Source organism: Oceanisphaera submarina, assembly GCF_046521305.1.
GTDB lineage: Bacteria > Pseudomonadota > Gammaproteobacteria > Enterobacterales > Aeromonadaceae > Oceanimonas > Oceanimonas submarina.
Map to the genome: position 1 here is coordinate 114321 of NZ_JBKGFN010000010.1, position 13733 is coordinate 128053.

Consider the following 13733-nt stretch of genomic DNA (forward strand, 5'->3'; position numbering starts at 1 on the left):
AGGTCCCATCGCCGGCAGGCACAAGTGGTAGCGATGGCTTTTTGTTAGTTACCTTGTTGTAAAATGGGGGTTGCGCCACGGCGTAGCCCACCTTGCTCACCTATTCGAGGATTGGGCTTATGTCCTCATCGGCGAATCATGATGTTAAATTCTGGCGGGATCCGGCTAAACGCGCCCTGCTGTTCCAGGTGATATTACTCGCCATTGTGGCCGGCTTCATTTGGTATATTGTCAACAATACCCTTGCCAACCTGAGCACTCGCGGCATTACCACCGGCTTCGGCTTTCTCGATGATCCGGCCGGCTTTGCCATCGCCCAGTCGCTTATCCCCTACAGTGAAGTCGATACCTACGGCCGTACCTTCGTGGTGGGTCTGCTCAACACGCTGCTGGTGTCTGCTCTCGGCATCATCGGCGCCACCATACTGGGCTTTATCATCGGCGTGGCCCGGCTGTCCCCCAACTGGCTGATCTCCCGGCTGGCCTCCGCCTACGTCGAGCTGTTTCGCAATATTCCCCTGCTGCTGCAGATGTTTTTCTGGTATTTCGCCGTACTGCGCACCCTGCCCAGCCCGCGCGACAGCTTGAATATCAATGACAGTATCTTTCTCAACGTGCGTGGTCTCTATCTGCCCGAGCCTATGCCCAATGCCGGCTTTCACTGGATCTGGGTCGCGCTGCTGCTGGCCATTGTGGGCGCCGTCTGGCTGGTTCGCTTCAACCGTCGCCGCCAGGAAGCCACCGGGCAACGCCTGCCCGCCGGCTGGATGTCGCTGGGGCTGATTATCGGCCTGCCCCTGCTGACCTTCGTACTGCTCGGCGCCCCGCTCGACTGGGGCTACCCGGAACTGCGCGGCTTCAACTTCCGCGGTGGCATGACCATTATTCCCGAATTTCTGGCGCTGTGGCTGTCGCTGACCATTTATACCGCCGCCTTTATCGCGGAAATTGTCCGCTCCGGCATTCAGGCCGTGTCTCACGGCCAGACCGAAGCGGCCCACGCCCTCGGCATCAAGGACAGCCTGACCCTGCGTCTGGTGGTGATTCCGCAGGCGATGCGGGTGATCATTCCGCCGCTGACCAGCCAGTATCTCAACCTGACCAAGAACTCCTCGCTGGCCACCGCCATCGGTTATCCGGATCTGGTCTCGGTGTTCGCCGGCACCACCCTCAATCAGACCGGCCAGGCCATAGAGGTGATCGCCATCACCATGCTGGTGTACCTGACCATCAGTCTGACGGTGTCCTTCTTCATGAACTGGTTCAACAGCCGCATGGCGCTGGTGGAGAGATAATATGTTCAAAGATACCCTCACGCCGCAACGAGCAGCCCCCCTGGCCAGTACCGGGCTGGTCGGCTGGCTGCGCACCCGGCTGTTTTCCGGCCCAATCAACAGCATATTCACGCTGGTCGGGCTTTATGGGCTATATCTGCTGCTGGTGCCCATTATCGACTGGGCCTTTATCAGGGCAGACTGGGTCGGCAGCAGTCGGGATGCCTGTGTCAGTGGCGGTGCCTGCTGGGTGTTTATCGCCAACCGGCTGCAACAGTTCACCTACGGCTTTTATCCCTCGGATGAAATCTGGCGTATCAACCTGACCTTTGTGCTGTTCGTGCTGCAGCTGTTGTGGCTGGCCCTGCCCCGCATGCCTGCCAAGATGTGGCTGGCCCCCTTCATGGTGCTGGTGTATCCCTTCATCGCCTACATGCTGCTCTATGGTGGCTGGTTTGGGCTGACGGTGGTGCCCACTCATCAGTGGGGCGGCCTCACGCTGACGCTGATCCTGGCCATCGTCGGCATTATCGCGGCCCTGCCCATCGGCACCCTGCTGGCCCTGGGACGACGTTCGCAGATGCCCATTGTACGCAGCCTGTCGGTGGTCTTTATCGAGTTCTGGCGCGGGGTACCGCTGATCACAGTGCTGTTCATGTCGTCGGTCATGCTGCCACTGTTCGTGCCCGAAGAGCTGTCTCTCGACAAGCTGATCCGGGCCATGATCGGCATTATCTTCTTTCAGTCCGCCTATATGGCGGAAGTGGTACGGGGCGGTCTGCAGGCCATTCCCAAGGGCCAGAGCGAGGCGGCCTCGGCACTGGGCCTGAACTACGGCAAGACCATGCTGCTGATCGTACTGCCCCAGGCACTCAAGATGATGATACCGGGCATCGTCAACACCTTTATCGCCCTGTTCAAGGACACCAGTCTGGTGCTGATCATCGGTCTGTTCGACCTGCTGGCCATCGTACAGGCCGGTCTGGCCGATCCTAACTGGCTGGGTTATGCCACCGAAGGCTATGTGTTTGCGGCACTGGTGTTCTGGGTATTCTGCTATGGCATGTCCAAATACAGCCAACACCTGGAGCGCAAGCTGCATACCGGCCACAAGAAACGCTAGTTATTGGAGTGGAAGAATGGAAACACAAAACAAGGAAGCCATGGTCACCCTGCGCGGCGTCAACAAATGGTATGGCGACTTTCATGTGCTGCGCGATATCGATCTGACCGTTGCCAAGGGTGAGCGTATTGTCATTTGTGGCCCCTCGGGCTCGGGCAAGTCGACCCTTATCCGCTGCATAAACCGGCTGGAAGAACATCAGAAGGGTGACATCATAGTACGGGACACCCCGCTTACCAACGACGTCAAACATATCGAAACCATCCGTCGGGAAGTGGGCATGGTCTTTCAGCACTTCAACCTGTTCCCCCATCTGACGGTGCTGGAAAACTGTACCCTGGCACAGATTTGGGTGCGTAAAACCCCAAAAAAAGAAGCGGAAGAAGTGGCCATGAAACTGCTGACCCGGGTCAAGATCCAGGAGCAGGCCAAGAAGTATCCGGGCCAGCTGTCCGGTGGCCAGCAGCAACGGGTGGCCATTGCCCGCAGCCTGTGCATGAATCCGGAAATCATGCTGTTTGACGAACCTACCTCGGCGCTGGATCCGGAGATGATCAAGGAAGTGCTGGACGTGATGATCGAACTGGCGGAAGAAGGCATGACCATGATGTGTGTGACCCACGAAATGGGCTTTGCCCGCACCGTGGCCGACCGGGTTATTTTTATGGACGAGGGACAAATCATCGAGGAAAACGATCCCGAAACCTTCTTCCATCATCCCGAATCGGAACGCACCAAGCTGTTTTTAAGCCAGATTCTGGGGCATTAACGTGAAATAAAGGTGCGATTAACGAAAAGAGCGAGCCGGGAAATGTTTGTTTCCCGGCTCGCTCTTTTCGTTTAATCCCTTACTGATCCGGCTCAGTGATCGCAAATATCGCCTTTACTGAACAGGTAATCCTTCAGCTCCTTGTCCAGCACCCGATCCCGGCGCCGTATCCACTCCAGTACCATGGCGGCATGCTCTTTTTCTTCATCCCGGTTGTGGGCCAGAATCGCCTTCAGCTGGGGATCCTTGCAGGCATCGACTCTTTGGTTATACCAGTCTACCGCTTCCAGCTCTTCCATCAGCGAGGTAATGGCCCTGTGCATATCGCGAGTTTCATCGCTCAGTTCGTCAATGGGCTCATGGTAGCCTTCGTTTGACATGTTACGACTCCTTAAGTGACGAGAGAATATAACAATATTGACTGTTACTCAGTCTGGTAGACCGCGGGTATTTTGCAAATTCCGACAGAGGAGTGAGGAAGGGAAAGAAAAAGCCCCGCCGGATGGCGGGGCTGACTGGCGTTAATACGCCGCCTTGAAGATGGCCACCACGTCCTCAAAGCTTGGCTGTATCGGGTTGGTCAGGCCACAGGCGTCCTTCATGGCGTTGCGGGCCAGGGTCTCGAAGTCTTCTTCTTTTACGCCCAGACCGGCCAGGCCGGAAGGAATACCCGCCTGCTCGGCCAGAGCCACAATGGCCTCGATGCAACGGGCGGCACCCTGTTCATCGCTCAGTCCCTGCACATCCTGCCCCAGGGCCGCGGCAACATCGGTCAAGCGGGCACCGGCAACGCTGCTGTTGAAGCGCTGCACATGCGGCAGCAGGATGGCGTTACAGACACCGTGGGGCAAGTCGTAGAAACCACCCAGCTGGTGCGCCATGGCATGCACGTAACCGAGCGAGGCGTTGTTGAAGGCCATGCCCGCCAGCAACTGGGCGTAGGCCATCTGGTTACGGGCTTCCATGTCATTGCCATCGGCTACGGCCCGGGCCAGATACTGGCTGATCAGCGTCACCGCCTTCAGGGCACAGGTGTCGGTAATGGGGTTGGCGGCGGTGGAAACATAGGCTTCTACCGCGTGGGTCAGCGCATCCATGCCGGTAGCCGCGGTCAGTGATCTGGGCATTTTCTTCATCAGCTCGGGATCGTTCACCGACATAATGGGCGTCACATGCTTGTCGACGATGGCCATCTTGATGTGGGTGTTTTCGTCGGTGATGATGCAAAAACGCGTCACTTCCGAGGCGGTACCGGCGGTGGTGTTGATGGCCACCAGCGGCAACTGCGGCCTGGCAGAGCGGTCAACGCCCTCGTAGTCGCGAATATCGCCGCCGTTGCTGGCCACCAGCGCTATGCCCTTGGCACAGTCGTGGGGCGAGCCGCCACCCAATGAAATCACCAGGTCACAGCCCTGCTGTCGCAGCAGGGCCAGTCCCGCTTCCACGTTACCGGTGGTGGGGTTGGCCTGTACCTGGTCGAAGATGCTGGCCTGAATATCGTATCTGGCCAGCGCCTGTTGCAGCTGACCGGCATACCCCAGCTCTACCAGCGGCTTGTCGGTGACGATCAGGGCATGGCGAAAACCCGACTGACTCAGCTCGGTGACCGCTTGATCGACGGCACCGGCGCCAATGACGTTGACCGGGGGCATATAAAAAGTTGCTGTGCTCATTATTATCTTCCTTCTTGTCAATTCAGAGACAAATCATCAGGCACCGTTGCTAACAAGCGACCTTGCCGGCAGTGCCATATGCATCCAAACGTCAGACCCGATCTTGATGGACTCCCGAGCCTGAACGCCAGAGTATCGGTTTTACGGTGATGGAGACTTATCCCGGATCATGGCCAGGCCCCATTCAGAAGAAACCAAGCGGATTGCTGTCGTAACTCACCAGCATGCACTTGGTCAGCTGATAGTGGTCCAGCATCATCTTGTGGGTTTCGCGACCGATACCCGACTTCTTGTAACCACCGAAGGCGGCATGAGCCGGATAGGCGTGATAGCAGTTCATCCAGATACGACCGGCTTGAATGCCGCGGGCCATGCGATAGGCACGATTGGTATCCCGGGTCCAGAGCCCGGCTCCCAGGCCAAACTCGGTGTCGTTGGCAATGGCCAGCGCCTCGGCTTCATCCCTGAAGGTGGTCACCCCCACCGCCGGGCCGAAGATTTCTTCCTGGAAGACCCGCATCTTGTTGTCGCCCCGGAAAATGGTCGGCTGAATGTAGTAACCGTTTTCCAGCCCGCTGATTGGGTTGGCCTGACCGCCCAACAACATTTTGGCGCCTTCGTTGCGGCCAATGTCCATGTAGCTGAGGATCTTATCGAACTGTTCGCGAGAGGCCTGGGCACCCACCTGGGTCTCGGTGTCCAGCGGGTTGCCCTGTTTTATCTGACGGCCCCGTACCAGTACCCGCTCCATGAACTCGTCGTAGATGCTTTCCTGCACCAGGGCCCGGGACGGACAGGTACAGACCTCCCCCTGGTTGAAGAAGGTGAGCAACATGCCCTCTATGCACTTGTCGACAAACTCCGGCTCGTAACGCAACACGTCTTCGAAGAAGATATTGGGCGACTTGCCACCCAGCTCGACGGTGGACGGGATCAACCGCTCCGCCGCCGCCTTCAGCACGTGCTGCCCCACCGGGGTCGAGCCGGTAAAGGCCAGCTTGGCAATGCCCGGGTGGCGCAGTATCGCCTCCCCCGCCTCCTGGCCGACCCCATTGACCACGTTGATCACCCCGGGCGGCAACAGATCGCCGATCAGCTCCATCAGCACCAGAATGGAGGCCGGCGTCTGTTCGGCCGGTTTGAGCACGGTACAGCAACCCGAGGCCAGTACCGGCGCCAGCTTCCAGGCCGCCATCAACAGCGGGAAATTCCAGGGAATGATCTGCCCGACCACGCCCACCGGCTCCTGAAAATGGTAGGCGGCGGTGGTGGCATTCAGCTCGGCGGCACTGCCTTCCTGAGCCCGGATGGCACCGGCAAAATAACGAAAATGATCCACCACCAGCGGAATATCGGCGGCCAGGGTTTCACGCACCGCCTTGCCGTTATCCCAGGTTTCGGCCACCGCCAGCATCTCGATGTTCTGCTCGATACGGTCGGCGATGCGCAGCATCACATTGGCCCGCTCGGCCACCGCGGTTTTGCTCCAGGTTGCAAAGGCCTTCTGCGCCGCCTGCACCGCCAGGTCCACATCGTTGGCATCGGAACGCGGCACCTCGCAGAATACGGCGCCGTTCACCGGCGACACATTTTCCATATAGCGGCCATTCACCGGCTCGCACCACTGCCCGCCAATAAAATTCTGATAGCGGGCCTTGAAGTTGACCACGGCACCGGCCTGGCCTGGTTGCTGATAAATCATGCTGGCTCTCCTTGCTGATAAAGGGATCTCGGATCTTGTCCCCGGGCACTGCTTGCCCGGGGCTTGTCTGCGAGATGTAAATTGCAAGGCCGGTGCCAGTTGTAGCAGATCAAGGAAATCAAATTACAAACCCGTTACATTAACGGCAGCGGCAGGCTAACCTGAGACAACCATGGGTGGCGCTGGTCGCCCGGATGTTCATCCAGAGAACAGGGTGTTCAGTGCAGGTGTTCAGTTTCTTAACAGGTGCGACCATGACCTCAAGGATCACGACGACAACGATGCTTCATCAGCCTCAGGATCAGTATTTACTGGAACGTTCATGGCAACGAAGCCGGGATTATGGCTTGAGCCAACACAGCCGGTTTGATCCCCTTTGCCTGCCCCGACAGGATATTAGACAAAGAAAGCAGCAGCATGCGCTCTTGTTGCGTTACCTTAACAGCAGCCTGCCGTTATTCGAGCAACTGCAGCAGGGCCGCCGTTGCCGACTGCTGTTTGCCGATGCCGAGGGCACCATACTGTTTAGCGCCGGCGACCCTTACTTCGGCAGCCAGGCCCAGAAAATGGCACTGGCCAGCGGCGCCAGCTGGCACGAACAGAGCATGGGCACCAATGCCATCGGCACCGCCCTCAGTGAACGGAAGGAAATCAGCATACTGGGGCAACAGCATTTTCTGGCCGCCAATCATGGCATCAGTTGCAGCGCCAGCCCGGTGCTGTCGCCCCATGGCGAGCTGCTGGGGGTGATTGATATTTCCAGCGACCAGGGCGAGCATTGCCAGGACATGCTGCTGACGGCCCGGCTGATGGCGCAGGCGGTAGAAAATGCGCTGGTGATGAACCAGCAGGATACCCACTGGATCCTGAACCTGGCCCCCGACGCCGGCAGCCTGCAACAACCCTGGTCCGGCATTATTGCCCTGCGTGAAGATGGTGAGCTGCTGGGTGCCAATCGCAGTGCTCGCAGCTGGCTGCAAGAGCTGGACATTCCCTCCATGTTGAGCGAGCTGAAACAGGGGGAGCTGACGCCGCTGGGTCAGGGCATGGCGTTGCTCAGCCGCCAATCCCGGCGTCAGCAGATCGCAGCTACCCCGTCCTGCTCCCCGGCGGAGACTCCCATCCCCCATGAAGTGACCGCACTCAAGCTGATGGCCCGCCAGATACCGCTGCTGGTACAGGGAGAAACCGGTACCGGCAAAGACCATCTGGTGCGGCGCCTGCACCAGAGCTGCGCACGGGCCGACGGCCCTCTGGTGGCGGTCAATTGCGGCGCCCTGCCCACCGAACTGCTGGAGGCCGAACTGTTCGGTTATGTCACCGGTGCCTTTACCGGCGGCAACAAACAGGGCAGACCCGGTTATGTTCGTGCCGCCCATGGCGGCATCCTGTTTCTGGATGAAATCGGCGAGCTGCCGCTGGCGGCTCAGACGCGCTTGCTCAGGGTATTGCAGGAAAAAACCGTGACACCGCTCGGCAGCCATGTGCCGGAGGCGGTGGACTTTCAGCTGATTGCCGCCAGCCACAGAGACCTGGTCGCCATGGTCGAACAAGGTGGGTTTCGCCAGGATCTGTACTTTCGAATCAAGGGATTTCAGCTGACCTTGCCGCCGCTGCGAGAATACAGCACCGACGATTTCAACCGACTGATCAAGACCTTGCTGAACGAGCTGCAGCAAGACGGTACAGTTCTGGGAGAGCCAGTTCTGGAAGAAACAGCACTGCAGACACTGAAGGCATACGACTGGCCGGGCAATATCCGCCAGCTGAAGCAACTGCTGGAGGTGGCCCTGGTACTGGCCGAGGGGGACAAGATAGGCCTGGAGCATTTACCCGAGCTACCGAGGCTGGACTGCCCCGTCCCCGACAACACGGGGGATTTAAAATCCCTTGGCGATCGGTTGATAGAGCGGACGCTAAAGGACTGCAACGGCAACGTCAGCGCCGCCGCACGACAGTTAAACCTGAGCCGAACCACCATTTATGCCCGACTCAAGGCCCTCAAGGGTGCTTGAAGCCTTTGCCGCCGGGCGAATGACGACGGGCCGGGAACTCAGATATCGCCTTTGGGATATTTGGCAAACTCGCGGGAAATATCCGCATACAGCTCCACCGCCCACCGTGGCAGGTTGGAGGCAAAACCGTCCAATGGCTGACGACGCGGATCATGCGGGGCTATCACCACCGAAGCCTGCTCGGTACCTATGGTGTTCACCAGCACAAACAGCTCTTCTACCGCAATATCGCCGATGGCCAGGCAGCCGGTAGACTGGGCCTTGCCATGAATGTAGATGTCGCCACCCGGATTGGTGCGTCCTTCTTTGGCGGCCCGCATCAGATCATAGGAATTGGGGTAGTCCAGCCGCATCGACAGATGAAACAGGCTGTTGGGGTTAAGATGGGTAATGCGATAAATGCCTTCCGGCACCTGCTCGTCCCCTTCCCGCAGCTTGGGCCCCGGGCCTCCGCTGGCCTTGCTGATGGGGTAGCTGCGAATAAAGGTAAAATCACCCTCGTTGCGTGCCCACAGCTCCAGTGCCTTTTCTTCTTTGGTGGCCAGCAACACTATGTCTTTGGGGGGGTACGTCACCTCGGCACGCATGAAATAAGGTTTCATTCGTACCTCGGCCAGATAGCCGTAAGAAGCCACGACATTCTCTATGGTGCCGTGAACATTGGCGGTGACCGGGTTTGAATTCACTAAAGTAGCCAAAAGTAGGGTTGAAACAGTGAATCCAGTTAAAAGACGCATAAGTGATAATAAACCCAAACTGGAATGATATTTCAATAATAGCCCGAGTCAGGGGGCCTTGTAATCCGCTACCATGAAATAATGTCGTTCCGGGGGCGGCGGTGTGCTGACCAAAAGTTGTATTACGACAGGCCAGACGCCACACTAAAACAAGACGGAAGCAATCGGAGGTTCAGGATGAACCCTCATTTCATCGCCCTGTCGGCCCTATTGCTGACGGGCTGTACCAGCATGGAACCCCTTTATTCGTATCTCGGCCAGGGTGAACGGGTATCCGCCCAGACACCCGGCGTGGCCGTCACCCGGGCGCAGCCATCCCGACTGGAGAGCCTGTCGTTCTTCTCCTCGACCCGCTTTGCCGCCGGCCAGGCCGAGCCCTGCGCCAGAAAGCTGATGCAGCCCCCCGCACAAGAGCCCGATAATATTCACTATGTGGGCGCAGACGTGCTTAACGCCCAGGGGTCTATCGAGGCAGAAAAAAGAGAACTGGGCATTCTGCCCAGCCAATACCGGATACGTTTTCAGTTGGCCGAACTGGGCCAGCTGAACGGTACCACCTACGGCTTTAGCCAGATCCGGGTGGCCAGAAAAGATTCACTGGGTCTCAACAACCATGACTTTACCCCGATAGCACCCGCCGGCCAGACGACCCAACAGGTATACCGGGAATTACGGCAGTTATACCAACAACTGGATGCCTGCATGGCGGGGTAGTTTTTTGACTCTGAAAGAAAATGAGCATCGGCCGACAACAAGAACGTCGGGCACAAAAAAGCCGTTCGCTGTTGGAACGGCTTTTTGTTGAATATGGTGCCCGGAGCCGGACTTGAACCGGCACGCTGTTACCAGCGAGGGATTTTAAATCCCTTGTGTCTACCGATTTCACCATCCGGGCAGTGGATGCTTCTTGAACAAGAAGTGGAGGCGCGTTCCGGAGTCGAACCGGACTGAACGGATTTGCAATCCGCTGCATAACCGCTTTGCTAACGCGCCATAAAAGGGGTCTTTCAGATGACTTTGCATTCTAATGATGGCCGTCGTTCAGTCAACTGTATTCTGTGTTTTTTGTTCCGTTCGCACATTTTTTATGCGTAGATGCCTGTTTTATCGTAGATTCTGCCTTCTCATCTCTCTCTGCCCTGCCCCATTCGGGCTCGGGCAGAGAATGCCTCTTCAGGCGGAGCGGGTCAGGTCGCCCCAGGCGGCTTTAAGATAATCGTACGCCGAATACAGGGTCAGGCCGGTGGCGATATACAGGAGTACATAGCTGCCCCAGATCATGTACAGACTCTGCTGCCAGATAAGGCCTATCAGCGCCAGCATCTGGATGGTGGTTTTCCACTTGCCAATCCAGCTTACCGCCACCTGGGAGCGCTGACCAATTTCCGCCATCCACTCGCGCAGGGCCGAAATAATGATCTCCCGCCCTATCATGATCATGGCGGGAATGGTCACCAGCGGGCTGCTGTAATCCTCGACGATAATCACCAGGGCGGCCGCCACCATCACCTTGTCGGCAACGGGGTCGAGAAAGGCGCCAAAGGGGGTGCTCTGTTTCAGCTTGCGGGCCAGAAAACCATCGAGCCAGTCGGTTATCGCGGCAAAGGTAAATACCACTGCCGCCCAAAGGTAAGCCCCTTCCACCGGCAGATAAAACAGTACTATGAATACCGGGATCAGCAACAGTCGGAAAAACGTCAGAGAATTAGGAATATTTATCATTATTTTCAGGCCATAAGATCATGCCGCTACATGGTGCATGATGCGGCTCAGTGATGCAACGCATCGTGAATTTTTTCTGCCAGGGCCTGGCTTATTCCCGGCACCTTGGCCAGCTCATCCACGCTGGCCCGTTTGACTTCCTGAATACCGCCCAGATATTTCAGCAGTGCCTGTCGTCGCTTGGCCCCAACACCGGGAATGGTCTCCAGGGTACTGGTGGTGCGTGCCTTGCCCCGCTGGGCGCGATGGCCGGTAATGGCAAAACGGTGTGATTCATCGCGAATATGCTGAATAAGGTGCAATGCCGGCATGTCTGCCGGCAGGTGCCGTTCGTCGTGGCTGCCGCCCATGATCAGCGTCTCCAGCCCCGCCTTGCGGGTCACGCCCTTGGCTACCCCTATCAACAACGGTCGGCGCGGACTGTCGGCCAGCTCCCGGGCAATCACCTCTTCGGCCCTGGTCAGTTGCCCCAGACCGCCGTCGATAAACAGGATATCGGGCAGTTTATCGATATCCGCCTGATGAAAGCGCCGGCTCAGGGCCTGCTCCATGGCGGCATAGTCGTCGCCGGGGGTAATGCCGTTGATGTTGAAACGGCGATACTCGCTCTTCTGCGGCCCTTCCTGATTGAACACCACGCAGGAGGCGACGGTTTTCTCGCCCATGGTGTGGGAGATATCGAAACATTCCATGCGGGTCACTGGCGGACAGGCCAGCACCTCTTCCAGTTGCAGCAGCCGCTGACGCTGAGTGCTTTTGTGGGCCAGCCGGCTGGCCAGTGCGGTCTCGGCATTGGTTCGGGCCAGCTTGATAAAACGTGCCCGCTCGGAACGGGTACGACTGCGCAATTTGATGCGGCGGCCATAATGCTGACTCAGGGTCTCGCCCAATATCTCTTCATCGGACAGGCCGCGGTCGAGCAGGATTTCGGCGGGGGCTTCCCGGCCACCGATGCCGGCCAGATAAAACTGCAGCACAAAGCTCTGCAGTATTTCTTCGTCATCGGTGTCCGGCGGCATCTTGGGAAAATAACTACGACTGCCCAACACCTTGCCCTGACGAATAAACAACACCTGCACACAGGCCTGGCTGCGAGATACCGCCAGTCCGATGACATCGAGATCGTCCAGCACATTACCACTGACAAACTGCTGCTCCTGTACCCGGCGCAGCGCCTGCAGCTGATCCCGAAACCGCGCCGCCTCTTCAAAGCGCAGCTCCTGGCTTGCCAGCTCCATGCTGTCGGCCAGGTTGGTCAGCACCTGCTGGTTCTTGCCCTGCAGAAACAGGCGCGCCAGTTGCAGCTGGTGCGCATACTCTTCGTCGCTGACCAGGCCGCTGACACAGGGGCCGGCGCAGCGCTTGAGCTGATACATCAGACAGGGGCGAGACCGGTTGGCATAGACGCTGTCTTCACACTGGCGCACCGGAAACAGTTTTTGCATCAGGTGCAGGCTTTCACGTACCGCCGCCCCGTTGGGATAAGGCCCGAAGTATTCACCCTTTTTCTTGCGGGCCCCCCGGTGCAGACCGATGCGCGGATGGCGATGGTCCGTGATGATGATGTAGGGGTAGGACTTATCATCGCGCAGCAGTACGTTGTAACGAGGCAGATGCTGCTTGATCAGGTTGTGCTCAAGAATCAGCGCTTCGGTTTCGGTATGGGTGACCGTAACCTGTACATCATGGATCTGACGCACCAGAGATCGGGTCTTCTCGCCGCTGACATGGGTGCGGAAATAGGAAGACAGCCGTTTTTTCAGATTCTTGGCTTTACCGACATAAATAATGACCCCGGCTTCATCAAACATCAGATAAACGCCGGGGTGTTCCGTTACCGCCTTGAGGAAGGCCTTGGCATCAAAGGACTGGCTCATCAGCCGTTAAATCTTTTCTGCGTCCAGCATGCCGTAACGGATAGCCAGATGGGTCAGCTCCACATCACCGTTAATATCCAGCTTGCTGAACAATCGATAACGGTAACTGTTTACTGTTTTCGGGCTCAGATTAAGCTGTTCGGATATATCGGTGACCCGCTGCCCCTTGGTAATCATCAACATGATCTGCAGTTCTCGTTCGGATAACTGCTTGAACGGGTTTTCTTCGTTGGAAAACTGACTCAACGCCATGCGCTGGGCAATTTCCGGAGAAATGTAACGCTGACCACTGTGCACCAGGCGTATGGCGTTGATCATTTCTTCCGGCCCGGCCCCCTTGGTCAGGTAACCGCTGGCACCCGCCTGCATCACCTTGGTGGGAAACGGGTTTTCGGTATGAATGGTCAGGACGATGATTTTAACATCCGGGTTGAAACGCAATATCTTGCGGGTGGCTTCCAGGCCGCCGATGCCCGGCATGTTCATGTCCATTAATACGACGTCCGGATGCTGTTCCCGACACCATTGCACGGCGTCTTCACCGCTTTTGGCCTCGCCCAGCACCTTCATTCCCTTGACGTCTTCTAATATGCGTCGGATCCCTGTGCGCACTAACTCATGGTCATCAACCAAGAATACGTTAATCAAAAGATGCTCTCCGACTGCGTTAACATGCTTATCATATAACACTTTATCCAAGCTAGGCATCATAGCGAAGATGCCGACGAAAAGAAAATATTCGCCATCATCTGTATTTGCCATCTTTATTATCAAATCAAATAGATATTAGCAATAAGGGCGTGCCGGACAGATGCTGCGAGCATGAAAGGAAAAAGGCGCC

At 57.4% G+C, this 13733-nt stretch carries 12 protein-coding genes and 2 tRNA genes; 5 read left to right on the plus strand and 9 right to left on the minus strand.

Annotation, left to right across the window (positions count from 1 at the left end; translation table 11 throughout):
* The first annotated feature begins 119 nt into the window (after positions 1 to 119).
* The 3 genes from ACLEIV_RS11190 to ACLEIV_RS11200 are packed head-to-tail and all read left to right on the plus strand — an operon-like array spanning position 120 to position 3166.
* On the plus strand, positions 120 to 1295 hold the full coding sequence (locus ACLEIV_RS11190; protein WP_410456728.1) for an amino acid ABC transporter permease: 1176 nt from the start codon (positions 120 to 122) through the stop codon (positions 1293 to 1295).
* Between the two features lies 1 nt (position 1296).
* Positions 1297 to 2397, plus strand: a complete 1101-nt coding sequence (locus ACLEIV_RS11195; protein WP_410456729.1) for an amino acid ABC transporter permease — start codon at positions 1297 to 1299, stop codon at positions 2395 to 2397.
* A gap of 16 nt (positions 2398 to 2413) precedes the next feature.
* Positions 2414 to 3166 (plus strand): amino acid ABC transporter ATP-binding protein, encoded by a 753-nt coding sequence (locus ACLEIV_RS11200; RefSeq protein WP_477529388.1) that lies wholly within the window; start codon positions 2414 to 2416, stop codon positions 3164 to 3166.
* A 92-nt stretch (positions 3167 to 3258) separates the two neighbouring features.
* On the opposite strand, the gene ACLEIV_RS11205 is transcribed toward ACLEIV_RS11200, so the two are convergent.
* From ACLEIV_RS11205 to exaC, 3 genes are all read right to left on the minus strand, one after another.
* The gene (locus tag ACLEIV_RS11205) at positions 3259 to 3546 is read right to left on the minus strand and encodes an encapsulin-associated ferritin-like protein (RefSeq protein WP_410456730.1); all 288 of its coding nucleotides are present in this window, start codon (positions 3544 to 3546) and stop codon (positions 3259 to 3261) included.
* Positions 3547 to 3687: 141 nt separating this feature from the next.
* Positions 3688 to 4839: an L-threonine dehydrogenase gene (gene yiaY / locus ACLEIV_RS11210; RefSeq protein ID WP_410456731.1), complete on the minus strand. Its 1152-nt coding sequence runs from the start codon at positions 4837 to 4839 to the stop codon at positions 3688 to 3690.
* Positions 4840 to 5023: 184 nt separating this feature from the next.
* Positions 5024 to 6541: an acetaldehyde dehydrogenase ExaC gene (gene exaC, locus ACLEIV_RS11215; RefSeq protein ID WP_410456732.1), complete on the minus strand. Its 1518-nt coding sequence runs from the start codon at positions 6539 to 6541 to the stop codon at positions 5024 to 5026.
* Positions 6542 to 6822: 281 nt separating this feature from the next.
* Between exaC and ACLEIV_RS11220 the strand changes: the two genes are divergently transcribed.
* Positions 6823 to 8556: a sigma-54-dependent Fis family transcriptional regulator gene (locus ACLEIV_RS11220; RefSeq protein WP_410456770.1), complete on the plus strand. Its 1734-nt coding sequence runs from the start codon at positions 6823 to 6825 to the stop codon at positions 8554 to 8556.
* Between the two features lie 38 nt (positions 8557 to 8594).
* On the opposite strand, the gene ACLEIV_RS11225 is transcribed toward ACLEIV_RS11220, so the two are convergent.
* Positions 8595 to 9242, minus strand: coding sequence for a L,D-transpeptidase family protein (locus ACLEIV_RS11225; protein ID WP_410456733.1), 648 nt, complete (start codon positions 9240 to 9242; stop codon positions 8595 to 8597).
* 228 nt (positions 9243 to 9470) lie between these two features.
* Between ACLEIV_RS11225 and ACLEIV_RS11230 the strand changes: the two genes are divergently transcribed.
* On the plus strand, positions 9471 to 10007 hold the full coding sequence (locus ACLEIV_RS11230) for a hypothetical protein (protein WP_410456734.1): 537 nt from the start codon (positions 9471 to 9473) through the stop codon (positions 10005 to 10007).
* A 94-nt stretch (positions 10008 to 10101) separates the two neighbouring features.
* Here ACLEIV_RS11230 and ACLEIV_RS11235 read toward each other — a convergent pair.
* From ACLEIV_RS11235 to uvrY, 5 genes are all read right to left on the minus strand, one after another.
* Positions 10102 to 10188: transfer RNA gene (locus ACLEIV_RS11235), tRNA-Leu, on the minus strand.
* A 24-nt stretch (positions 10189 to 10212) separates the two neighbouring features.
* Positions 10213 to 10286 (minus strand) — tRNA-Cys (locus ACLEIV_RS11240).
* A gap of 180 nt (positions 10287 to 10466) precedes the next feature.
* A complete protein-coding gene (pgsA, locus tag ACLEIV_RS11245; protein ID WP_410456735.1) occupies positions 10467 to 11015 on the minus strand; it encodes a CDP-diacylglycerol--glycerol-3-phosphate 3-phosphatidyltransferase in 549 nt (182 codons plus the stop codon).
* A gap of 47 nt (positions 11016 to 11062) precedes the next feature.
* Positions 11063 to 12892, minus strand: coding sequence for an excinuclease ABC subunit UvrC (gene uvrC / locus ACLEIV_RS11250; protein ID WP_410456736.1), 1830 nt, complete (start codon positions 12890 to 12892; stop codon positions 11063 to 11065).
* 6 nt (positions 12893 to 12898) lie between these two features.
* Positions 12899 to 13540, minus strand: a complete 642-nt coding sequence (gene uvrY, locus ACLEIV_RS11255; RefSeq protein ID WP_204794154.1) for a UvrY/SirA/GacA family response regulator transcription factor — start codon at positions 13538 to 13540, stop codon at positions 12899 to 12901.
* Between the last annotated feature and the right edge of the window lie 193 nt (positions 13541 to 13733).